The 21,197-nt window shown below is 70.5% G+C and carries 22 protein-coding genes and 1 tRNA gene; 13 read left to right on the top strand and 10 right to left on the bottom strand.

From position 1 onward, the window contains the following. The first annotated feature begins 74 nt into the window (after positions 1 to 74). From DEI88_RS14210 to DEI88_RS14190, 5 genes are all read left to right on the top strand, one after another. Positions 75 to 377 carry a DUF3263 domain-containing protein gene (locus tag DEI88_RS14210; protein WP_111010504.1) on the top strand — a complete coding sequence of 101 codons (303 nt, stop codon included), beginning with the start codon at positions 75 to 77 and terminating at the stop codon, positions 375 to 377. Then, the gene (locus tag DEI88_RS14205) at positions 374 to 934 is read left to right on the top strand and encodes a LytR C-terminal domain-containing protein (protein ID WP_111071804.1); all 561 of its coding nucleotides are present in this window, start codon (positions 374 to 376) and stop codon (positions 932 to 934) included. Before DEI88_RS14210 ends, DEI88_RS14205 begins: the two co-directional genes overlap by 4 nt. 283 nt (positions 935 to 1,217) lie before the next feature. After that, positions 1,218 to 1,421, top strand: a complete 204-nt coding sequence (locus DEI88_RS14200) for a cold-shock protein (protein ID WP_111010502.1) — start codon at positions 1,218 to 1,220, stop codon at positions 1,419 to 1,421. A 354-nt stretch (positions 1,422 to 1,775) separates the two neighbouring features. Beyond that, positions 1,776 to 3,395 (top strand): chaperonin GroEL, encoded by a 1,620-nt coding sequence (gene groL / locus DEI88_RS14195; protein WP_111010501.1) that lies wholly within the window; start codon positions 1,776 to 1,778, stop codon positions 3,393 to 3,395. A 254-nt stretch (positions 3,396 to 3,649) separates the two neighbouring features. Then, on the top strand, positions 3,650 to 4,564 hold the full coding sequence (locus tag DEI88_RS14190; protein ID WP_111071803.1) for an endonuclease domain-containing protein: 915 nt from the start codon (positions 3,650 to 3,652) through the stop codon (positions 4,562 to 4,564). A gap of 64 nt (positions 4,565 to 4,628) precedes the next feature. Here the strand turns inward: DEI88_RS14190 and DEI88_RS14185 are convergent, their stop codons facing one another. The 5 genes from DEI88_RS14185 to DEI88_RS14165 form a co-directional block, all read right to left on the bottom strand. Continuing rightward, a complete protein-coding gene (locus DEI88_RS14185; protein ID WP_111010499.1) occupies positions 4,629 to 6,314 on the bottom strand; it encodes a sensor histidine kinase in 1,686 nt (561 codons plus the stop codon). A gap of 63 nt (positions 6,315 to 6,377) precedes the next feature. Beyond that, complete coding sequence (locus tag DEI88_RS14180; RefSeq protein ID WP_111010498.1) at positions 6,378 to 7,073, bottom strand: response regulator transcription factor; 696 nt, start codon at positions 7,071 to 7,073, stop codon at positions 6,378 to 6,380. A gap of 118 nt (positions 7,074 to 7,191) precedes the next feature. Next, a complete protein-coding gene (locus tag DEI88_RS14175; RefSeq protein WP_111013100.1) occupies positions 7,192 to 8,883 on the bottom strand; it encodes a DNA repair helicase XPB in 1,692 nt (563 codons plus the stop codon). A gap of 48 nt (positions 8,884 to 8,931) precedes the next feature. Then, on the bottom strand, positions 8,932 to 10,695 hold the full coding sequence (locus DEI88_RS14170; RefSeq protein WP_111071802.1) for a helicase-associated domain-containing protein: 1,764 nt from the start codon (positions 10,693 to 10,695) through the stop codon (positions 8,932 to 8,934). Positions 10,696 to 10,723: 28 nt separating this feature from the next. Next, the gene (locus DEI88_RS14165; RefSeq protein ID WP_111010495.1) at positions 10,724 to 10,942 is read right to left on the bottom strand and encodes a hypothetical protein; all 219 of its coding nucleotides are present in this window, start codon (positions 10,940 to 10,942) and stop codon (positions 10,724 to 10,726) included. A 217-nt stretch (positions 10,943 to 11,159) separates the two neighbouring features. Here DEI88_RS14165 and DEI88_RS14160 point away from each other — a divergent pair, with 217 nt between their 5' ends. Together DEI88_RS14160 and DEI88_RS14155 are read left to right on the top strand one after the other, a co-directional pair. Further along, positions 11,160 to 11,537 (top strand): cold-shock protein, encoded by a 378-nt coding sequence (locus tag DEI88_RS14160; RefSeq protein WP_111013102.1) that lies wholly within the window; start codon positions 11,160 to 11,162, stop codon positions 11,535 to 11,537. Between the two features lie 2 nt (positions 11,538 to 11,539). Continuing rightward, positions 11,540 to 12,241, top strand: a complete 702-nt coding sequence (locus DEI88_RS14155) for a DUF3027 domain-containing protein (protein WP_111071801.1) — start codon at positions 11,540 to 11,542, stop codon at positions 12,239 to 12,241. A gap of 108 nt (positions 12,242 to 12,349) precedes the next feature. On the opposite strand, the gene serC is transcribed toward DEI88_RS14155, so the two are convergent. Then, positions 12,350 to 13,468, bottom strand: a complete 1,119-nt coding sequence (gene serC / locus DEI88_RS14150) for a phosphoserine transaminase (RefSeq protein WP_111071800.1) — start codon at positions 13,466 to 13,468, stop codon at positions 12,350 to 12,352. A gap of 128 nt (positions 13,469 to 13,596) precedes the next feature. On the opposite strand from serC, the gene DEI88_RS14145 reads away from it, so the two are divergent. The 6 genes from DEI88_RS14145 (at position 13,597) to DEI88_RS14120 (ending at position 19,342) form a co-directional block, all read left to right on the top strand. Continuing rightward, positions 13,597 to 14,289, top strand: a complete 693-nt coding sequence (locus tag DEI88_RS14145) for an iron-dependent transcriptional repressor DtxR (protein ID WP_111010491.1) — start codon at positions 13,597 to 13,599, stop codon at positions 14,287 to 14,289. A 355-nt stretch (positions 14,290 to 14,644) separates the two neighbouring features. Continuing rightward, entirely contained in the window at positions 14,645 to 15,808 is a 1,164-nt protein-coding gene (locus tag DEI88_RS14140; protein WP_146246053.1) for a C40 family peptidase, read from the top strand. Positions 15,809 to 16,147: 339 nt separating this feature from the next. Then, a complete protein-coding gene (locus tag DEI88_RS14135) occupies positions 16,148 to 16,642 on the top strand; it encodes an HNH endonuclease (RefSeq protein ID WP_111010489.1) in 495 nt (164 codons plus the stop codon). Between the two features lie 179 nt (positions 16,643 to 16,821). Continuing rightward, positions 16,822 to 18,294, top strand: a complete 1,473-nt coding sequence (locus DEI88_RS14130) for an MDR family MFS transporter (protein WP_111071933.1) — start codon at positions 16,822 to 16,824, stop codon at positions 18,292 to 18,294. A 102-nt stretch (positions 18,295 to 18,396) separates the two neighbouring features. Next, positions 18,397 to 18,468: transfer RNA gene (locus DEI88_RS14125), tRNA-Arg, on the top strand. Between the two features lie 280 nt (positions 18,469 to 18,748). Continuing rightward, positions 18,749 to 19,342: a hypothetical protein gene (locus tag DEI88_RS14120; RefSeq protein WP_146246052.1), complete on the top strand. Its 594-nt coding sequence runs from the start codon at positions 18,749 to 18,751 to the stop codon at positions 19,340 to 19,342. A 127-nt stretch (positions 19,343 to 19,469) separates the two neighbouring features. Here DEI88_RS14120 and DEI88_RS14115 read toward each other — a convergent pair whose 3' ends face one another. The 4 genes from DEI88_RS14115 to DEI88_RS14100 are packed head-to-tail and all read right to left on the bottom strand — an operon-like array spanning position 19,470 to position 21,167. Further along, a complete protein-coding gene (locus DEI88_RS14115) occupies positions 19,470 to 19,634 on the bottom strand; it encodes a hypothetical protein (protein WP_181441204.1) in 165 nt (54 codons plus the stop codon). Positions 19,635 to 19,678: 44 nt separating this feature from the next. After that, entirely contained in the window at positions 19,679 to 20,116 is a 438-nt protein-coding gene (locus DEI88_RS14110; protein WP_111071797.1) for a hypothetical protein, read from the bottom strand. Positions 20,117 to 20,127: 11 nt separating this feature from the next. Beyond that, complete coding sequence (locus DEI88_RS14105; protein ID WP_111071796.1) at positions 20,128 to 20,616, bottom strand: hypothetical protein; 489 nt, start codon at positions 20,614 to 20,616, stop codon at positions 20,128 to 20,130. An 8-nt stretch (positions 20,617 to 20,624) separates the two neighbouring features. Next, positions 20,625 to 21,167: a hypothetical protein gene (locus DEI88_RS14100; RefSeq protein WP_111071795.1), complete on the bottom strand. Its 543-nt coding sequence runs from the start codon at positions 21,165 to 21,167 to the stop codon at positions 20,625 to 20,627. Between the last annotated feature and the right edge of the window lie 30 nt (positions 21,168 to 21,197).

Here is a 21,197-nt window from a genome sequence, read left to right as displayed (position 1 = left end):
GGTCCGGCGTGGATGCCGCCCTAGCATGACCGGAGGCCAGCCGACCGGCGAGCCATCCGACCAGGAGGACCGACGTGACCGGATCCCGGACCGACTCCGATCTCTCGGAGCTCGCACGGAGCATCCTCACGTTCGAGCACGATCGGGCGCGGCACGACCGGACGAAGGAAGCCGACATCCGCGTCCGCTTCGACATGTCGCCGGCCCGCTACTATCAGGTGCTCAACCGCGTGATCGACTCCCCGGCCGCGCTCGCCTACGATCCGCAGCTCGTGACGCGACTGCAGCGACTGCGCCGGGCACGGACCAGTGCCCGCGCCGCGCGGTCCTTCGCACCGCCTCGCGCCGACCGTGAAGGGCCCGCAGGACAGCCATGACGAGATACCCCCGAGACCGATTCGACGACGTCGCCGACGGCCCGAGGGTCGGGGCACACCGCGGTCTCCCGAGGCGCGGCCGTGGCTGGATCCTGGTGGCCTGGTCCGCGCTCGCCTGCGCGGTGCTCGTCGTGATCGGCATCGTCGTGCTCGAGGTCGCCAACAACAGCACGCAGTTCACCGACCCCGGGACGACCGGGTCGTCCGCGTCCGCGTCGGCCACGAGCGGAGCGTCGTCCTCGTCGACGACGGCCGCGACCGCCGCGCCGAGCGAGCAGCCGAAGACCATGACGCTCACGGTGCTCAACGGGACCTCCACCGCCGGACTCGCCGCCACCGGCACCGCGACGCTCGAGAACGCGGGTTGGGTGGTCGCGAGCGACGGCAACGCCGGATCCCAGGACGCCTCGCAGACGATCGTGTACTACCAGACGGATGCCGAGGCGGCGATCGCTCGCGGGATCGTCAAGACGCTCGGCGTCGGAACGGTTGCCAAGTCGTCGGCGTTCCCGAACGCGGCCGTCACCGTGGTGCTCGGCGCCGATTACGCCGGCTGACCCGCGACGGGCGTTCCGCCCCACTCGTCGTGCCGTTTGTTGCACGTTTGTTTCGGGCATGTTGAGTTCCGTCGGCCGGGATGAAGAAGTTGGTCCGCACCTCTTGTCGGCGGCGCGTCCGCCGATACGATCTGGAATTGGTCACCCCAGTGATCCGAGGGCGACACCGTGCCGGTGCCTCCACCGCGAAGACCCGGGTGAGGCAGGTATGCGCTCGGACCCGGCGGTCGCGGACCGGTCGCGCCGTCGTCAGTGGCAATGCAACACCGCAGGGAGCAAGAGAATGGCCAACGGCACCGTCAAGTGGTTCAACGCCGAGAAGGGCTACGGATTCATCACCGTCGACGGCGGGGGGCAGGACGTCTTCGTCCACTACTCCGCGATCGACATGAACGGCTACAAGGTCCTCGAAGAAGGGCAGGCGGTCACCTTCGACGTCGGCACCGGCTCGAAGGGTCCGCAGGCCGAATCCGTCCGACCGGCCTGACCTCGGTCGCCGGTCCGCCGGCGACGGTCGTCGACCACCACGCGTCCGAGCGCGTCGCCCCCGACGGGGCGGCGCGCTCGTCGTCGTGTGGAGGGGGCCCCGTGGTGGGGCCCCGACCGGGACTCCGGTGGTGGGGCCCCGACCGGGACTCCGGTGGTGGGGCCCCGACCGGGACTCCGGCGGCGGGGTCCGATGTCGGGCGATGGCGGGCCTCCCGGTCCGCGTCCCGGAACGCGGCATGCCGCGTGAGGTCGCTGTGTTGCACTCGACAGGTGCGAGTGCCAGAATCAGTTGGCACTCAGTTGTACCGAGTGCCAAGACCATTGCGACGTCCGGGAGGGACGAGGAACACACATGGCTAAGATCATTGCTTTCGACGAGGAGGCCCGTCGCGGCCTCGAGCGCGGCCTCAACACGCTGGCCGACGCCGTGAAGGTGACGCTCGGCCCGCGCGGCCGCAACGTCGTCCTCGAGAAGAAGTGGGGCGCCCCCACGATCACCAACGACGGTGTCTCCATCGCCAAGGAGATCGAGCTCGACGACCCCTACGAGAAGATCGGCGCCGAGCTGGTCAAGGAGGTCGCCAAGAAGACCGACGACGTCGCGGGTGACGGCACCACCACCGCCACGGTCCTCGCGCAGGCGCTGGTCCGTGAGGGCCTCCGCAACGTCGCCGCCGGCGCCGACCCGATCAGCCTCAAGAAGGGCATCGAGAAGGCCGTCGCGGCCGTCTCCGCCGCGCTCCTCGAGAACGCCAAGGAGATCGAGACCAAGGACCAGATCGCCGCCACGGCGTCGATCTCGGCCGCCGACAGCACGATCGGTGAGCTCATCGCCGAGGCGATCGACAAGGTCGGCAAGGAGGGCGTCGTCACCGTCGAGGAGTCGAACACCTTCGGCACCGAGCTCGAGCTGACCGAGGGCATGCGCTTCGACAAGGGCTACCTGTCGCAGTACTTCGTCACGGACCCGGAGCGCCAGGAGGCCGTCTTCGAGGACCCGTACATCCTCATCGTCAACTCGAAGATCTCGAACATCAAGGACCTGCTCCCGGTGGTCGACAAGGTCATCCAGTCGGGCAAGCAGCTCCTCATCATCGCCGAGGACGTCGACGGCGAGGCCCTGGCCACGCTCGTCGTGAACAAGATCCGCGGCATCTTCAAGTCCGTCGCCGTCAAGGCCCCGGGCTTCGGTGACCGCCGCAAGGCCATGCTGCAGGACATCGCGATCCTCACCGGTGGCCAGGTCATCTCCGAAGAGGTCGGCCTCAGCCTCGAGAACGCGACGCTCGACCTCCTCGGCCGTGCCCGCAAGGTCGTCATCACCAAGGACGAGACCACGATCGTCGAGGGCGCTGGGGACTCCGAGCAGATCGCCGGCCGCGTCCGCCAGATCCGCGGCGAGATCGAGTCGACCGACTCGGACTACGACCGCGAGAAGCTCCAGGAGCGCCTCGCCAAGCTCGCCGGTGGCGTCGCCGTCATCAAGGCCGGTGCCGCGACCGAGGTCGAGCTCAAGGAGCGCAAGCACCGCATCGAGGACGCCGTCCGCAACGCGAAGGCCGCCGTCGAGGAGGGCATCGTCGCCGGTGGTGGTGTCGCCCTCATCCAGGCCGGCAAGACCGCGCTCGAGGGCCTCGAGCTCACGGGTGACGAGGCGACCGGCGCGAACATCGTCCGCGTCGCGATCGACGCGCCGCTCAAGCAGATCGCGCTGAACGCCGGTCTCGAGCCGGGCGTCGTCGCCGCGAAGGTGCGCGAGCTCGAGTCGGGCTGGGGCCTCAACGCCGCGACGGGTGAGTACGTCGACCTCGTCGCTGCGGGCATCATCGACCCGGCGAAGGTCACGCGCTCGGCGCTGCAGAACGCCGCGTCGATCGCCGGTCTCTTCCTCACGACCGAGGCCGTCGTCGCCGACAAGCCCGAGAAGTCGGCGCCGGTTCCGGCCGACCCGACGGGTGGCATGGACTTCTGATCCACGCCTGACGGTTCCGAACGGGCCGCTCTCCTCCGGGAGGGCGGCCCGTTCGCCGTTCCTCCCTCCTCTCCCTCCGCCGAGATCGCATTTGTTGCCGGTTTGACCCACGGCACACCGGCAACGACTGCGATCTCGGCGGAGGGGGAGTCGGGCCAGGTGTCCGGTCCTCCACCGGGGGAGCCGGGCAGCGGCCGTCCACAGGTCGGGCGCGCACGTGCTCCGCGTTGCGGTACGGCCGGGAGGCTCGGCGCATGACGCGCACGCCGGCCCGCCTCCCGGATCCTTTCCTCGGTCAGGCCTTCCACACGGCTGATGCGGTCCGGAACGGGGTCACTCCGGGTCGGCTCCGTCGGGAGGACCTCGCCGCGCCGACCCGAGGCGTGCGGGTCCCTGCCGAGCTGGACCTGGCGGACCTCTCGGCACGGGTCGCCGCGTTCGGCCTCGTCCTCGGTGAACGGCATCACTTCAGCCACACCACCGCCCTCGCCCTCTGGGAGCTCCCACTGCCGCCCTGGGTCGTTTCCGACGCGACCGTGCACGTGAGCACGGTGGGGGACGGACCGGTCATGCGCCGCACCGGGGTGGTGGGCCATCGCGTCTCGCCACCGTTCGCCGATGTGGTGGCGTGTGCGGGCCTCCCGGCCAGCAGCCCGGTGGCGGCGTGGTGCGAGAGTGCGGGCCTGTTGGCCGAGCGTGACCTGGTGGTGATCGGGGACCACCTGGTCGCGCGGGCGCTCGCCGATCCGGAGCAACTCGAGCGCCGGAGTCGTGAGCGGCGGTCCCGGTGGGCACGGCGGCTCCGGGCCGCGGCCCATCGCGTGCGGCTCGGGTCGGAGTCCCCGATGGAGACGCTCATCCGACTCGTCATCGTCGACGCGGGATTCCCGGAACCCCAGCTCAACATCGACGTGCACAGCCCCGCCGGTCGATTCCTCGGACGGGTCGACCTCGCCTACCCGGACCTCCGGATCGGCGTCGAGTACGACGGCGAGCACCACCGGACGGATCGTGCCACGTGGCAGCACGATGCGACCCGGTCGAACGGCTTCGTGTCCGCCGGATGGCTGATCCTGCACGTCACCGCGCGTGACGTTGCCGACCCGACGGCGTTCCTCCTGCGACTGTCGGACGTGTTCCGCACCCGGGCGTCATCACCACTGCCGTGAGATCGCAGTCGTTGCCGCTCTGATGGACCTCAGAACGGCAACGACTGCGATCTCGCGAGAGGGGTCAGGGGGTGGGGGCGACGTAGTCGCGCGGGAGGAGGGGGAGCCACACGCGGAAGGTCGCACCACCGCCCGGGGTGTCGAACACCTCGACCTCGCCGTGGTGCGCCGCCACGATGCCGGACACGATCGCGAGCCCGAGGCCCGAGCCGCCGGTGTCCCGAGCGCGCGAGGTGTCGGCGCGCCAGAACCGCTGGAAGATCTTCTCGCGGATCTGCGGCGGGATGCCCTCACCGTGGTCGATCACGTCGAGGTGCGCCATGCCCCGGGCCTCGTCCACGCCGATCCCGATCTCGATGGGGTCGTCCTGCGGCGTGAACCGCATCGCGTTGCCCATGAGGTTCGTCACGACCTGGCGGATCTTGTTCTCCTCGGCGAGGACGACCGGCGGCCGCACGGGCAGGACGACGGTCGGCAGCGGGGCCGTGGTCGGCGCGGCCGGGCCGGACTCGATGCCGACGGGACGACCACGACGTGCGCGCAGCCGGGCGAGCGTCTGCCCCGCGAAGGCGATCGGCCCGGTGACGTTCGACGGCGGCGAGGTCGGGGACTGTCCGTTCCGCGCTCCGGGTGCCGCAGGACCGACCCACTGCGGCACGACCTGCGGGACGTTCTCGCCGGTGACGGAGTCGGCGAGCAGGACCTGGATCTCGCGGTCGGGGTTCGACGCCATCGTGTCGAGCGCCGAGTCCCGCGCGATGGCGACGAGGTCGACCGGCCCGAGCTCGAGCGGCTTCGACTCGTCGATGCGGGCGAGCTGCAGGAGGTCCTGCACGAGGAGCCCCATGCGCTGGGCCTCCTTCTCGATGCGCTCCATCGCCTGGGCGACGTCCTCTTCTTTCCGGAGGGCCCCCATCCGGTACAGCTCGGCGTACCCCCGCAGGGACACGAGCGGGGTCCGCAGCTCGTGCGATGCGTCACCGACGAAGCGGCGCATCTGCTCGATCGTGCGTTGGCGGTCCTCGAACGCAGAGTCGATGCGCTCGAGCATGACGTTGAGGGAGTGGTTGAGGCGACCGACCTCGGTGTTCGGGGTGTCCGCACCGAGGCGTTGCGAGAAGTCCCCCGCGGCGAAGCGTGCGGCCGTGGCCTCGACGTCCCGCAGCGGGTCGAACGTGGCGGTGACGAGCAGCTGGGTGAGCATGCCGCCGAGCAGGACGACCGAGATGCCGAACCCGAGGAAGATCACCGTGAACCGCGCGATGGTCGAGTCGGTGCCCTGGCTCGAGACGGCCGCGACGATCGTGTAGTGGTTGCCGGCGGCGTCGGTGGTCGGCGACGTCATCGCGAGGGCCCGCCACTCGTGCTGGCCCTTGTCGTCGACCACGCTGAAGGGGTGGTCGTCGTCGACGTGCGAGCTGCCCACGACCCCGCCGAGGTCCGGCGTGTAGTCGCTCTTCGTGTGACAGGCGATGCCGCCGTCGGGCTTGAGCACGGCGATGTAGGCCGCGCTCTGCAGGGTGACGTTGATCTGGCAGTAGCCCTCGACGCTCGTCAGCTTCTGGCCGTTCAGCGAGGTCTTCGTCGCTTGGACGTCGTTGTCGAGCTGCTTCATCAGGTAGGTGCTGAGCACCGTCATGGTGCCGAGCCCCGCGACGAGCAGCCCGAGAGTCACCAGGAGGACGGTGATCCCGGTGATCTTGGTCCGGAGCGAGATCTCGTTCCACCAGCGGGCGAGGCGTGTGTGCATGCTGCGATCACATTAATCGGCGCGACCCAGCCGCTGCTGGGATCGCGCCGATGACCTGCTGGATCAAGACGCCTTGGCGGCCTTGAGCATGTACCCGAAGCCGCGCTTGGTCTGGATGACCGGCTCGGCCGAGTACTGGTCGAGCTTGCGGCGCAGGTACGAGATGTAGGACTCGACGATGCCGGCGTCGCCGTTGAAGTCGTACTCCCACACGTGGTCGAGGATCTGGGCCTTCGACAGCACCCGGTTCGGGTTGAGCATGAGGTAGCGGAGCAGCTTGAACTCGGTGGGTGAGAGCTCGATCTGCGCCTCGCCGATGCTGACCTCGTGCGTGTCCTGGTCCATCGTCAGCTCACCGGCGCGGATGATCGCGTCTTCTTCGTCGTTCATGGTGCGCCGGAGGATCGCCTTGATGCGGGCGACGATCTCGTCGAGCGAGAACGGCTTGGTCACGTAGTCGTCGCCGCCGACGGTGAGTCCGGTGATCTTGTCCTCGGTGTCGTCCTTGGCGGTGAGGAACAGGATCGGCGACGTGTAGCCCGACGACCGGAGGCGCTTGGTCACGCCGAACCCGTTCATGTCGGGGAGCATGACGTCGAGGATGATGAGGTCCGGCTCTTCCTCGAGCACGGCGGAGATCGCCTGCGCACCGTTGCCCACCGCGCGGACGGCGAAGCCCGCGAACCGGAGCGAGGTGGTGAGGAGGTCGCGGATGTTCGGCTCGTCGTCGACGATGAGGATCTTCGGTCCGTCGGTCATGTGACTCAGTATCTGGTCGTGGCCTCTGGGTTGCCTGGGAACGGATGGGACGCTGTCTGACAGGACGACGGGATTTCCTGGTGCAGACGTCGAGGGGGCGATGACTGTCTGGATCTGCTCACGCGGCCGCTAGGGAATCGGCGTCGAGGATCGTGTACGCGTACCCCTGCTCGGCCAGGAACCGCTGCCGGTTCTGCGCGAAGTCCTGGTCGACGGTGTCCCGCGTGACGAGTGTGTAGAAGGACGCCGGGAGGCCGTCCTTGTTCGGGCGGAGCAGCCGGCCGAGCCGCTGGGCCTCCTCCTGCCGTGAGCCGAAGGAGCCCGACACCTGGATCGCCACCGTCGCGTCCGGCAGGTCGACCGAGAAGTTCGCGACCTTGGACACCACGAGCACGTCGATCGTGCCCTCGCGGAACGCCTGGTACAGCCGTTCGCGCTCGTCGATCGGGGTCGCCCCGGTGATCTCGGCCGCGTCGAGCTGCGCCGCGAGTTCGTCGAGCTGGTCGATGTACTGCCCGATCACCAGGATCTGCTCGCCGCGGTGCTTCTCGATGAGGTCGCGCACGACCGGGGTCTTGGCCGGCGAGGTCGCGGCGAGCCGGTACCGGTCGTCGTCCGTGGAGGCCGCGTACTCGAGGCGGTCCTCGTGGGGCAGGTCGATCCGCACCTCGTAGCACTCGGCGGGGGAGATGTACCCCTGCGCCTCGATCTCCTTCCACGGCGCGTCGTACCGCTTCGGCCCGATGAGCGAGAACACGTCACCTTCGCGGCCGTCCTCGCGCACGAGCGTCGCCGTGAGTCCCAGGCGCCGTCGCGCCTGGAGGTCCGCGGTCAGCTTGAACACCGGCGCGGGCAGCAGGTGGACCTCGTCGTAGACGATGAGGCCCCAGTCGAGGGCGTCGAGCAGGGACAGGTGCGTGTACACGCCCTTCCGCCGTGCGGTGAGGATCTGGTACGTCGCGATCGTGACCGGCCGGACCTCCTTGACGCTCCCGGAGTACTCGCCGATCTCGTCCGGGGTGAGCGACGTGCGGCGGAGGAGTTCGTCGCGCCACTGCCGCGCCGAGACCGTGTTGGTGACGAGGATGAGCGTCGTCGCCTTGGCGGTGGCCATCGCGCCCGCGCCGACCAGGGTCTTGCCCGCACCACAGGGCAGCACGACGACACCGGACCCCTGGGCGAAGAAGCTCTTGACCGCGTCCTCCTGGTACGCGCGGAGGTGCCACTCGGTCTCGTCGAGGTCGATCCGGTGCGGTTGTCCGGGCGTGTACCCGGCGAGGTCGTCGGCAGGCCAGCCGATCTTGACGAGCTCCTGTTTGACCTGGCCGCGCGCCCACTGCTCGAGCTCGACGGCGGTGTCCGACCGGCGGGCGCCGAGCAGCGGGGCGATCCGCTTCGAGCGGGTGACCTCGGCGAGGATCGACGGGTCCGATGCGGTGAGGACCAGCCTCGGCTGCTGCTCCAGCTCCTCCGTCGCGTCGTTCGCGATCGCCGGCGCGTCCGCCGGGTCCTCGCGGCGGATGACGAGACGGCCGTAGCGGCTGACGGTGTCACGGATGTCGACGACGACGCTCTGCGGGACCGGGAACTTGGCGAACCGCTCGAGCGTGTCGATCATCGCGTCGGCGTCGTGGCCCGCGGCGCGGGCGTTCCACAGCCCGAGCCGGGTGATGCGGTAGGTGTGGACGTGTTCGGGGGCGCGCTCGAGTTCGGCGAACACCGCGAGTTCGTGTCGCGCGTCCTCGGCCTCGGGATGCGCCACCTCGAGCAGCACGGTCCGGTCGCTCTGGACGATGAGTGGCCCGTTCATGACCGTCGAGCCTAGCCGCGCCGCGGACGAGACGTCCGGGTCGGTCGGTCAGGCGACGTGCTCGACCGCGACCACGAGGGACAGGGGCAGGGTCCGCTCGACGTCGGCGTGCGTGTCGCGGCCCCGGATCCGGCCACCGCTCACCGACGTCGGCACGATCGTGAACGGGGCCTCGGTGCCGTCGGGCATCCGCACGACGACGCGCACGGCCACCTTGCCGCGCACGGCCAGGTCGATCTGCCGTCCCATCCACTCCTGCGCGGGCTCCTGGTCGCCTCGTCGGGTCGCGGCGCGGAGGCGCTCCACGAGCTCGCGCGCCTGCTCCTCGGGTGTGCGCGCGGTCCGGCGACGAACGGGAGGCCCGGCCGCGTCCGCCACGCGGGCGGCGGGAGCGAGCACGGCCGGGTACCGCTGGTCCTCGAGCGCGGAGACCACGGACGAGGGCGGGTACGGGCTGACGAGCACCGTCGGGGACCGCCGGGCCCAGGCGAGTGAGCGCAGTTCGGCGTCGACGGACACCAGGTCGAGCTGCTCGGCGGGACCCCGCACCACGCTGCCTTGCTCAGCGGCGTGGTCGACGACGATGCTGCCGGCACGGGCGCTGACCTGCTCCACCAGGTAGCGGACCGGCTGGGGCACGTCGGCCGCCGAGAGTCGGCCGAGCGTGTCCAGGACCGTGGTTCCGTCGTACCCCTCGAGCAGTGCGCGGCGGACGCTGTCCTCGGAGATCCGGTAGCGGCTCGCGAGTCCCGGTGCCTCGACGTCGGCCACGGTGCGGAGTGCCGCGTCGTCGGCTGGTTCGAGCGGGCCGGGGGCGATGACGGTGAGGTCGTTCTGCAGGTACACGCCCGGCACGGTCGACGGCAGGTCGGCGCCGGCGTGGTCGATCGCCGCGGTGTCGTCGGTGGTCCGCGCCGCGAACAGGACGCGCCCCGTCGCGGTGACCACGCCGTCGACCGTGATGCCGAGGGCCTCCGCGGTCTCGGCGCTCCGCACGAGTTCCGCGGGGAGCCACTCCGCGCCGCCGGGGTAGGCCCAGCGCCCGAGGGCCTCGAGCCCACGCCAGTCGTCCGCGGCGAGGGCGAGGACCTCGACCACCGGATCACTCAGCGTCGCCCGCCACCGGACCACGAGCTCGACCCACCGGAGGGGCCAGGGCGCCACGAGCCAGCCGCGACCGTCGTCGGTGACGGTCCACGTCGGGCTCGTGGGATCGACGAGCGCGGTCTCGGCGAGCAGGGCCAGCAGGTCCGGGACCCGCACCGGGTCGGCCGCGGCGCGCTCGCCGAGGTGCCGCGCGAGCGGCGCCCCGATCCCGCCCTTCGCGAGCTCGTGCACCTCGTCCGCGGCGACCGCGCGGACCAGTTCGGCGAGTGACGTCAGGGTCGCGAACGCCGTCTCGGCGGCCACCGCGCGCACCCGGTCGACGTCCTGCGGGACGGGGGTCGGGCCTCCCGGCCGGGGAGCGTCGTCCGGTCGCAACTCCGGATGCTCGGCGAGTCGCGCGGCGACCGCGTCGTCGAGCTCTGCTCCATCGGTGAGGCCGAGTGCCACGGCGGGCGCGAGTGCCGCGGGGTCCGCGTCGGCGGGGTGCTGGAGGGCGGCGAGCGTCGCGCGCGGGAGTCGTGCCAGCGCACGGTCGATGACGTCGGGCGTCCGGAGGGCGTCCGCGAGGTCGAAGAAGTCGGCCACGGCCGACGGGCCATGTGCGGCGAGCGCCGCGCCGGGCAGGCGCCGCGCGGCGACGAGCGCGACGAGGTCGTCGTCGGGCATGGCCCGCAGTCGGGCGGCGAGGGCGGCTGCCGTCGTCATCGTCGTGTCCGTCCGCCCCGGAGCGGGGTCAGCGCGCGTCGTCCCGGTTCTCGCGTGCCCGCTTGGTCCAGTTGACCGCGAGCAGCGCGATGATGAGCAGCAGCCCGATCGGGAAGCCGATGAGCGGGAAGGCCTCGACCGTCGGCCAGATGCCCGTGCCGGGGATGGACCCGACCGTGAGCCACGCCACGATGAGCACGAGGAAGCACACCAGTGCGACCGCGATGATCCCCGCGATCATGTACATCAGAATGCGTTCGATACGATTGGCCACCGGGGGCTCGGGCGTCTGCGGGCGCTCCGGGGTCCTGGTCGACTGCGCAGGGCCGGTGGCCTGCGTCCGAACGGGACGCTGTCGCGCGGTTGATCGGGTCTTGGCCACCGGCTCAGGATAGTCGACACAGGATGATCGACAAGGAACGCCGTCCGCGGACACCGCGGACGTCAGATCGAGGAGTGCAGTCATGCCGACCGGCAAGGTCAAGTTCTACGACGAGCAGAAGGGGTTCGGCTTCATCACGGGCGATGACGGCGACCAGGTCTTCCTGCACGCGTCGGCGCTCCCGTCCGGGGTCACCACCGTCAAGGCCGGAGCGCGTCTGGAGTACGGCGTCGTCGCGGGCAAGCGTGGCTCGCAGGCGCTGTCGGTCCGCGTGCTCGAGGAGGGTCCGAGCCTCGCGAAGATCAACCGGCGCTCGGCCGACGACATGGCCGTCATCGTGGAGGACCTGGTGAAGGAGCTCGACCGCATCAGCGGCGACCTGCGCCACGGCCACTACCCGAAGAACGGGTCGCGGACGGCGGCCATCCTCCGTCACGTCGCCGACCAGCTGGACGCCTGACCGTGATCGAGGACCCAACGGGGCTCGCGCGTACCGCGCTGCTCGAGGTCACGCCCGAGGACACCGTCGGAGCGGTCGTCGGCACCGTGGACGAGGGCAACGGCGTGGTGTCGGTGCTGTTCGCCAACACGATGCCCGGCTACCCCGGATGGCGCTGGACCGTCAGCCTGGCGCAGGTCGACGGCGAGGACCCCACCGTGCTCGAGGTCGAGCTGATGCCCGGCGACGGTTCGCTGCTCGCGCCCGACTGGGTGCCGTGGTCGGAGCGGCTCGCCGAGTACCGGGCGACGCAAGAGGGCGATCCGGACGCCGAGGCCGGCGATGCGGAGGACCTGGGCTCGGACGAGGACGACTCCGACGACGACCCTGAGGACGACGACGAGGACGAGTCGGACGAGGACGACGACGACGCGGACGAGGACGACGAGGACCTGCTCGACGACGACGACGACGACGACGACGACGAGGACGACTCCGACGAGGACGACGACCTGGGCGACGACGCGTTCGACGGCGTGGACGTCGAGGAGGCCATCGCCGTCGTCGAAGGTGACGAGGACGACGAGGACTCGGACGAGGACGACGACGACGAGCCTGACGGGGACGGCGACGACGCGGACGGCGACGACTCCGACGACGACGACTCCGACGACGCAGGTCGCACCAGCGCTGGGCATGGCGAGGCGGCGGACGAGGCGGAGTGACGCCGGGCCTCCCGGCCGGATCGGACGCTGCGGCGACCTCTGGTCGGGAGGCGCACGACGGCCCCCGGGATCGGATCCCGGGGGCCGTCGTCGTCCGTCGTGCGGCCGTCAGCCGCGCAGCGCGGCCACCGTGTAGTCGATGGCCTTGATGAGCTGTCGGACGTCGTCGGGGTCGATCGCGGTGAACGTCGCGATGCGGAGCTGGTTGCGGCCGAGCTTGCGGTACGGCTCCGTGTCGACGATGCCGTTCTGCCGGAGCGCGGCGCTGACGGCCTTGGCGTCGATCGCGTCGTCGAGGTCGATGGTGGCGACGACCTGCGACCGGTGTGCCGGGTCGGCGACGAACGGCGTGGCGTAGTCGACGGACTCGGCCCACTCGTAGAGCGCGTTCGACGACTCCTTGGTGCGGATGTCCGCCCAAGCCAGGCCGCCGGACCCGTTGATCCACCGGATCTGGTCGTCGAGCAGCAGGAGGGTCGTGATCGCGGGGGTGTTCAGCGTCTGGTCGAGGCGCGAGTTGTCCACGGCGTTCTTCAGGCTGAGGAACTCGGGGATGTAGCGGTCGCTCGCGGCGATGCGCTCGACGCGCTCGATCGCGGCCGGCGAGAACAGGGCGAGCCACAGACCGCCGTCGGATGCGAAGTTCTTCTGCGGTGCGAAGTAGTAGACGTCGGCGGCACCGGTGTCGAACTGCACGCCACCGGCGGCGCTCGTGGCGTCGACGACGGTCAGCGCGCCGGGATCGCCGGCCGCGCGGACGACGGGGGCCATCACGCCTGTGGAGGTCTCGTTGTGCGGGTAGGCGTAGACGTCGACGCCCTCGACGATCTCGAGCTCCGACCGGGAGCCACCGGGCGCGGTGACGACGTGCGGGGCTTCGAGCCAGGGAGCGGCGACCGCCTTGGCGAACTTCGAGCCGAACTCGCCGAACGAGAGGTTCTCGGCACGGCGCTCGACGAGGCCGAACGCGGCAGCGTCCCAGAACGCCGTCGAGCCACCGTTGCCGAGCACGACCTCGTACCCGTCGGGGATGTCGAACAGCGTCGCGAGGCCCTCGCGAACGCTGCCGACGAGGTTCTTGACGGGCGCCTGACGGTGGCTCGTGCCGAGGATCGTCGCCCCTGCCGTCACCAGGGACTCGAGCTGCGCACCGCGGATCTTGGACGGGCCGCAGCCGAAGCGTCCGTCGGTGGGGAGGAGGTCAGCGGGGATGACGAGGTCTGCCATGGGTCGATCCTAGTGAGCTGGTATCCCAAGCCCGACGGGCGCACGACCCCCTGTGGAGCACTGTCCGGGCCGCGGCATGTGAACAAGTAGGCTGGAGGAGTTGTGCACGTGACAGGGGAGGCGTTCCGGTGACCGATCTCGTCGACACCACGGAGATGTACCTGCGCACGATCCTCGACCTCGAGGAGGAGGCGATCGTCCCCCTGCGCGCACGGATCTCGGAGCGACTCGGACACTCGGGTCCCACGGTCTCGCAGACCATCGCCCGCATGGAGCGCGACGGCCTGGTCGTCGTCTCCGGGGACCGCCACCTCGAGCTCACGTCGGAGGGTCGCCAGCGGGCCACCCACGTCATGCGCAAGCACCGGCTGGCCGAGCGCCTGTTGTCCGACGTCATCGGCCTCGACTGGGCCTTCGTCCACGACGAGGCCTGCCGCTGGGAGCACGTCATGAGCGAGCAGGTCGAGCGTCGGATCATCGAGATGCTCGGCCACCCGACCGAGTCCCCCTACGGCAACCCGATCCCCGGCCTCGACGAGCTCGGCGACGCCCCGGCCGGCCGGTTCCTCGACGGCGTCCGGAGCATCGTCGCCGCGACCGACGGCTCGTCGACGGTGAGCACGGGGACCATCCGCCGCCTGGGTGAACCCGTGCAGTTCGAGCCCGAACTCCTCGCGCAACTCCGTGCCGCCGGGGTCATGCCAGGACGGACCGCGAGTGTGCAGCGCGCCGGAGCGTACGTCGCCGTGCGGGTCGAGGGCGAGGACCAGGGCCTCGAGCTGCCGGTCGAGGTCGCACAGCACGTGTACATCGGCAGCTGACGGCCGGGGATGCCGTCCCCCTCGGCGTACCCCGAGCGGTGCGCTGCGGGGTACCGGGATCGGGGCGCCTACACGACTTCCGGCGGTCCCGCCCGCGCGGCGTCGGAACATGTCAAAACGGCCTCTGACCAGGCTATCTTGATCGAATCGTTACCAACTTGCTCGCAGGCCTCGACACCGTCGGAGGCGTTGCGTACACTCGACGAGTCCCGCAGAGCCTGGAAGCGAGCTGGCGGGAACCGTGGCAGGACGTCTCGAACCCGTCTCCTGCCTGATCGGAAACGATGACGAACGGATGGGGTTGCACCCGACGGCCTCGGTCGCGTGTGCAGTCGAGGCGCCGGAGACAACACTCTTGACGCAGACCGGTTCCACCACGGACGCCCAGCGAGCCGACACCACCACGGGTGCCGCCGCCCGTTCGACCGACATCCAGTTCGCGAGTCGCCGCGAGCGCCGCGCCGCCGAGGCCGCCGCCGCCCGCACGGGGTCGACCGCGCCCGTCGCACCGGTCACGGTCGCCGCGACGACTGCCGCGGCGTCCGAGCAGGCCATCGCCGATGCCGCACCCACCGCCGAGGCCACCCTCGTGGCGGCGACCGAGCCGGCCCCCAAGCCCGCCGTCGCGGCCGGCGCCGCCGTGGTCCGCTCCGTCGACCCGGAGCTCGAGACCCCCATCGCGCCGGTCACATCGTCGTTCGCCAAGTCCCCGGTCGCCACCGCCGCCCGCCGTGCCGCCGCCAGCCGCGCGGCGGTCGCGAGCAGCGCCTCCCGGCCAGCCGCGCGCGGGAAGCGCAAGGTCCTGCCGGTCGCCGTCATGACGATCACGGCGGGGCTCTTCGGCACGATGGCGCTCCCCGCCATCGCCGCGACCGCCCCGCAGCCGACCGCCGGCTCGCAGCAGGCCGTCGCCCAGGGCAACCTCCGCTCGGCGGACAGCCAGTCGCTCACCGTCGCGAACACCGCGGCGCTCGCCGACACCGTCCGCGACGGCTACACCGCGACGGCCCCGAAGGTCGTCGCCCCGAAGGTCACCGCGTCCACCGCGACGACGACGACCACGACGAGCGACACCGCCCTCGCCACGGCCCGCGCGCAGACCGCCGCCTCGTACGCCTCGTACACCGGTCCGAGCGCCGCGGACTACGTCGCGAGCCCGAAGTACCCGAGCTTCAGCCTGTCGCAGGTCGTCTCGGTCGCAGAGCAGTACATCGGCACGCCGTACGTCTACGGCGGTGCGACCCCGGCCGGTTTCGACTGCTCCGGCTACGTCATGTACGTCTACGCCCAGTTCGGCATCTCGCTGGCGCACTCCGTGCCGTTGCAGGACGCCGCCGGCACGACGATCCCGACCTCCGAGGCCCAGCCCGGTGACGTCGTGATCTTCAACACCGAGGCGCACGAGGGCTTCTACATGGGCAACGGCATGATCATGGACGCCCCGAAGCCCGGCGGCTCGGTCAGCATCCGCCCGATCTGGACGACCGACTACCACATCGTCCGCTTCGGCATCAAGTGAACGGACGGGCCCAGGCCCGCTGAACGCACCGGAAACCGGTCCACACGCTCTCGTGTCGGGCCGGTTTCTGGGTTAACCTGGCGACACGGTCCACTCGACCTCGAACGGGAGATCACATGCCAGCCTGCCGCACGACCCGCACCATGGGTCGGCGCGCGCACGTCGACATATGGTCGACCACGACCTGCCGCGTGCCCCAGCACGCGCCCGCGAACTGAGCACCGCCCACCAGGGCGGTGCTCTTCTGCTTCCGGGGTCGGGTCACCCGCTCGAGGACCGAGGGGACCGTGAGCAGCGTCGTCCGCCTGGAAGCCGTCCAGGCACGTCGGAAGGGACCCCATGCGCACTCTCGTCCTCAACGCCGGTTACGAACCCCTCGCGGTGATCTCGTTCCGACGGGCCCTCGTCCTGGTCATGAACCAGAAGGCCACCGTCATCACCGCCGACGCCGACCACCCGGTCTTCGGCTCGACCACGAGCTACGACCGGCCGTCGGTCATCGTCCTCACCCGGTACGTGCGCATCCCGCAGAGCCGGCTCGTCCCCGTGTCCCGCCGCGGGGTGCTGCGCCGCGACGGCAACCGCTGCGCCTACTGCAACCGGCACGCCACCACGATCGACCACGTGCACCCGAAGTCCCGCGGCGGTGCGGACTCGTGGGAGAACCTCGTGGCGTGCTGCCTGGCCTGCAACAACGTCAAGGGTGACCGCACCCCGCACGAGATGGGCTGGACGCTGCGCTTCCGCCCACGTGCTCCGCACGGCACGGCGTGGATCGTGCGCGGCATCGAGCGGCCGCAGCCGGACTGGGACGAGTACCTCGCCGCCGCCTGACCGGACGCGCGTCGGACGGGAGGGACGGGGCCAGCGGGTGCAGGGCCTCCCGTCCGGCGTGTCTGCGGAATGCTGAACCAGCGCTCGGAGTTGCCCCCGAGGTGTCTGCACCCTCTGCACCTCCTGCTCGCTCCGGCGTGGGCCTGCGCTCCGAGCGCGGCCCGATCCTCCTGGCCCTGATGCTCGCGACCGCACTGGTCGCCCTCGACTCCACGATCATCGCGACGGCGTCGTCGTCCATCGCCAAGGACCTCGGGCACTTCCAGCAGCTGCCCTGGCTGTTCTCGGTGTACCTGCTCGCGCAGGCGGTCTCGGTGCCGATCTACGGCCGCCTCGCCGACGTGCTCGGCCGCAAGCGCCTGCTGCTCGTCGGGATCGGCCTGTTCCTGCTCGGCTCGGTGCTGTGTGGCGCCGCGTGGTCGATGCCCGTCCTCATCCTGGCGCGGGTCGTGCAGGGCCTCGGCGCGGGCGCCGTGCTGCCGATCTCGATGACGATCACGAGCGACATCTACACGCTCGAGGAGCGCGCGAAGACGCAGGGCTACCTCGCCTCGGTCTGGGGCATCGCCTCGGTCGTCGGGCCGACCCTCGGTGGCCTGTTCAGCCAGATCGGCGCGTGGCGGTGGATCTTCTGGATCAACATCCCGCTCGCCATCGTCGCCGGCGTCATGCTCATCCGCGCCTACCACGAGCAGCGTGACGCGTCGCAGGACCGGCAGCGCATCGACTACCTCGGCGCGGCCCTGCTCGGCGGCGGGACGACCGCGCTCCTGCTCGGTCTGCTCGAGGGCGGGACGTCGTGGGCCTGGGACGCCCCCGCGTCGTTCGCGATCTTCATCGCCGCCGCGGTCCTCCTGGTCGCGTTCGTCGTGGTCGAGCTCCGCGTCGCGCAGCCGATCTTCTCGCTCGGCCTGTTGAAGCGTCGCGTGGTCGCCGCGTCCACGATCGCGTCGCTCATCATCGGCGTCATCGTGATGGGCCTGTCCACGTACGTGCCGATCTACGCGCAGGACGTCCTCGGGGCGTCGGCCCTCATCGCCGGGTTCGCGCTCGCGGCGCTCACCCTCGGATGGCCGATCTCGGCGTCGCAGGCCGGGCGCTTCTACCTGCGGTTCGGGTTCCGCGTCACCTCGGTCATCGGGTCGACGCTCGTGCTCATCGGTGCGGTGCTCACCATCACGCTCGCCGTGCACTCGTCGATCTGGCTCGTCGCCCTGTTCTGCTTCGTCATCGGCGCGGGCATGGGCCTGACCGCCGTGCCGACCCTGATCGCCGCCCAGTCGTCCGCCACCTGGAGCGAGCGCGGTGCCGTGACCGGCACGAACATGTTCGCCCGCTCGATGGGTTCGGCCATCGGCGTCGCGGTGTTCGGCGCGGTCGTCAACGCGCACGTGCAGCTCAACGCCGCCGGCGTACCCGAGGGCGCCGGGCTCATGACCGCGATGCACCTGGTGTTCGTCGCGATCGCCGCGATCGCCGTCGTGCTCCTGGTCGCCGTGCTGTTCCTGCCGGGGCACCGGCGGGCGGCGCAGGGCGGGGTGGCGTCTGCCGCCGGGGCCGCTGAGGACGCGGAGCCGGCGCTCGGCGCTGCGCCCGCGACCGCAGCTGCGCGGGCCGAGGCCGGGGCTGAGCAGCCGGTGGCGTCCGCGTAGGAGCCGCCCCACCCTCCACATCGATCGGACGGGAGGCGCGGCACCGGCTGGTGTCGCACCTCCCGTCCGTCCGTGGTGGGGCCGGTAGAATGGCTGGCGCCTGCCTCTGTAGCTCAATGGAAGAGCAGTTCCGTCCTAAGGAAATGGTTGCGCGTTCGAGTCGTGCCAGGGGCACCGAAGTAGCGGTGTTGGTGAAGGTTAGTGCACACAACAGTGCACACAGCAGTGATCCGTTCACGACGCGCTCGCCGCAGAAGTGATCTGCGGCGAGCGTCGCGTCCGCTGTCCCCGCTTCAGGGGGTGAGTCCCCGTCATGCTCGGCACTTATGCTTGCGCTGTGAAGATGACGGGGGTCGGCGCGACGGTGCTGATGGTGGCAGCGCTCCTGACTGGGTGCGCATCCGGACATGCGAACGCGGGGCCGACGCATCACCCACACCACCGTGCCGCCGAGGTGGCGACCGTTCAGCCCTCGCTGTTCACGCAGTGCGCGGACATTGCTACGTGGACGGAGAACGTGGCGGGCTCGGCGGATGCAGACGGCTCAGTCCATCCGTCGACGGCGGTGCTGTCGACCGGCACGAACCTCCTCGACCACGCGCGCCCAGAGACTTCGGACGGCCTGGCCGCCGCCGTGAGCGCCCTCGCCCAGCCCACCGATGTCGCCGACCTGTACAACGGCGCGATGGACCAGCTGTCGGCAGCATGCGCGAGTACGGGACTCGGTGACGGGTTCGAGAAGATCGGCGCTGCTGCCACGCCATCACCGACCCCGAGCTCGCCGGAGCACTACACGCTGTCCGTGACGGGTAGCGGTTCCGCGAACGTCGTGTGGACCACGGCGGATGGGTCACAGCAGCACGACGTCACGCTTCCTTGGACGACCACGATCCCGGACGACGGCACGGCGTACTACTCGATCGTCCTCGCTGGCACGTCGACCTCGGGTTCCGCCGCGACGATCGGTTGCTCGATCTCTGAGGACGGGACGACCTTCGCGACGAACACCTCGAGCGGGGCGTACTCCACCGTCTCCTGCTCGAAGTAGCCGCGCGCCACAACGACGAAGAGACCCCCAGAAGCCGCAGCCTGATGCTGTAGCCCCTGGGGGTCTCGTTGTCAGTGCCGGCCGGTCTTGCTCCGGCGCATGCAGTCGAACTCAGCTTGAGGGACGATCATCCCTGTTCGACGGTCGCGAGTGGGATCGCCGGGATCGGCTCGACGTTCGGGAGGAAGTCCTGCTCGAGTTCCAAGTCGAAGACGCCGTCGGACTCCTTCAACACGTCTGGAACGCCCTGCCCCTGGTCATCCGTCACCGGCAGCTCGACGGAATTCTCCATGGGTGGAGACTAGCGTTGTACGGGCGACGGAAGCCAGGGCTACGTCAGTGGCGGCCGCCCCTGCTGCGCCGCATGCGGTCGAACTCAGCGCGGGGAATGGTGCGGTCCATGTCGGGCCACTCGGGCAGCTGCTCGCGGCTGAGGCTGGCGCTCTCGAGCAGGAGGACGCGCAGCTCGCCGGCATGCTCTCGTGCCCGCTGCTCGTTCGCGACCGCGCGCTGGCGGTTCTCTTCTGCCCAGTCCGCGCGGGCCTGTGCTTCGTCCGCGCGGGCCTGCTGCTCGTCGGCTCGCTCGCGTTCGCGGGCGAGGTCCCGGAGGGCTTCGTCGCGCTGCAGCACGATGTCGACGCGGCGCTTCCCCTCACGGGGCGACACGCCTGCTCGGAGCTTCCCGACCACGGTCGCGACCGCTCGGATGACGGAGCCGATGCCGGCTCCGCCGCCGAGCGCTGCGATGAGGACGACGGGGTCGGTCCAGTGCATGCCCTTCCCCCCTAGTAGTACTGCCGGGTGACCGTGTTCTTCGTCCTCCGCCGAAGCGCTGCTCGGAACCAGACCGGGTCTCGGTCTCCGGGCTCGGAGGTGAAGATCACGAGCTCGGCGTAGCGACGAACCATGAACAGGGTTGCGACGACAGCCATGCCGAACGCGGCGAACGTGGCCTGCCCGGACAGAGCACCCGGGAACAGCACGACGGCGTACACCGCGGAGCCCCACCCGGCCGCGTTGTTGCCCACGTACTCGAGCGCCCACAGCCGGGATGCGCGCCCCGCGAGCGCCACCCATCCGGCGGTCATGAGCCAGGCGAAGAGCAGGATGATCCAGCGCTGACCGAGCAGGGTGTCGAACACGTACTGCGAGACGTTGCCGATCGCGAGGACGCCGGAGACGCCGACGAACCCGTAGGCGGCGAGGTCGATGAGCCAGAGCAGGCGTTCCCACCAGACGCGGCGCTGGTTGAGCTTGGGGTCGGTGGCGACCATCGGTCCCCCTACGCGGCGTGCTTCGGGGCGTCGGTGTCCGTCTGGTCCGGGTGGAACGCGGTGAGCCCGTTCGGGTCGACCGTCGTGGACGCGTCGGCCGGAGTGGTCGAGGCGGTGAGGCCGTCACCGGACACGAGTGCGGAACCCACGGACACGGACGTGATGACCGGGACGGTGCCGCTCGCGGTGCTGCCTGCGTCGATGGGGGCCGTACGGATCTGCACCCCGATCTCGGTCGCGATCGACTTCACGATCGCTGTCAGGACGATGATCACCTGTGCCCGCGTGATGTGCCCGGCGAGCGCGTAGGGCAGGACGATGGTGGCGACGACGCCGACGATCTCCGCGCCGGTCTTCGCGATGCCCTGCCACTTCGTGAGGACGAGGGGCAGCCAGTACGCGGTACCGGTGGTGGCGAGGACGACGACGATCTGCAGAACGGTGACGAGGGTCAGCAGGTTGGCCGCGTCGCCCGCGGCGGTGAACACGCCGAGGATCAGGGTGAAGAGGGACAGGATCGACGGGGCGAACTTCTTGAGCGTGAGTTCCATGAGGGAGGGCTTCCTTCGAGATTGGGAGGG

This window comes from Curtobacterium sp. MCBD17_003 (assembly GCF_003234885.2).
Classification (GTDB): Bacteria; Actinomycetota; Actinomycetes; order Actinomycetales; family Microbacteriaceae; genus Curtobacterium.
Note: the sequence above shows the minus strand (reverse complement) of the source record. Positions and strands in the feature narration are given on the sequence as shown.

Bases quoted from the DNA above. Each gene is read 5' to 3' on its own strand.
- DEI88_RS14160 (WP_111013102.1), top strand. From the start codon at position 11,160: ATGCCGACCGGCAAGGTCAAGTTCTACGACGAGCAGAAGGGGTTCGGC.
- DEI88_RS14185 (WP_111010499.1), bottom strand. From the start codon at position 6,314: ATGCACACACGCCTCGCCCGCTGGTGGAACGAGATCTCGCTCCGGACC.
- DEI88_RS14100 (WP_111071795.1), bottom strand. From the start codon at position 21,167: ATGGAACTCACGCTCAAGAAGTTCGCCCCGTCGATCCTGTCCCTCTTC.
- DEI88_RS14110 (WP_111071797.1), bottom strand. From the start codon at position 20,116: ATGCACTGGACCGACCCCGTCGTCCTCATCGCAGCGCTCGGCGGCGGA.
- DEI88_RS14105 (WP_111071796.1), bottom strand. From the start codon at position 20,616: ATGGTCGCCACCGACCCCAAGCTCAACCAGCGCCGCGTCTGGTGGGAA.
- groL (WP_111010501.1), top strand. From the start codon at position 1,776: ATGGCTAAGATCATTGCTTTCGACGAGGAGGCCCGTCGCGGCCTCGAG.
- DEI88_RS14200 (WP_111010502.1), top strand. From the start codon at position 1,218: ATGGCCAACGGCACCGTCAAGTGGTTCAACGCCGAGAAGGGCTACGGA.
- DEI88_RS14180 (WP_111010498.1), bottom strand. From the start codon at position 7,073: ATGACCGACGGACCGAAGATCCTCATCGTCGACGACGAGCCGAACATC.
- DEI88_RS14190 (WP_111071803.1), top strand. From the start codon at position 3,650: ATGACGCGCACGCCGGCCCGCCTCCCGGATCCTTTCCTCGGTCAGGCC.
- DEI88_RS14205 (WP_111071804.1), top strand. From the start codon at position 374: ATGACGAGATACCCCCGAGACCGATTCGACGACGTCGCCGACGGCCCG.
- serC (WP_111071800.1), bottom strand. From the start codon at position 13,468: ATGGCAGACCTCGTCATCCCCGCTGACCTCCTCCCCACCGACGGACGC.
- DEI88_RS14165 (WP_111010495.1), bottom strand. From the start codon at position 10,942: ATGTACATGATCGCGGGGATCATCGCGGTCGCACTGGTGTGCTTCCTC.
- DEI88_RS14170 (WP_111071802.1), bottom strand. From the start codon at position 10,695: ATGACGACGGCAGCCGCCCTCGCCGCCCGACTGCGGGCCATGCCCGAC.
- DEI88_RS14115 (WP_181441204.1), bottom strand. From the start codon at position 19,634: ATGGAGAATTCCGTCGAGCTGCCGGTGACGGATGACCAGGGGCAGGGC.
- DEI88_RS14135 (WP_111010489.1), top strand. From the start codon at position 16,148: ATGCGCACTCTCGTCCTCAACGCCGGTTACGAACCCCTCGCGGTGATC.
- DEI88_RS14175 (WP_111013100.1), bottom strand. From the start codon at position 8,883: ATGAACGGGCCACTCATCGTCCAGAGCGACCGGACCGTGCTGCTCGAG.
- DEI88_RS14130 (WP_111071933.1), top strand. From the start codon at position 16,822: ATGCTCGCGACCGCACTGGTCGCCCTCGACTCCACGATCATCGCGACG.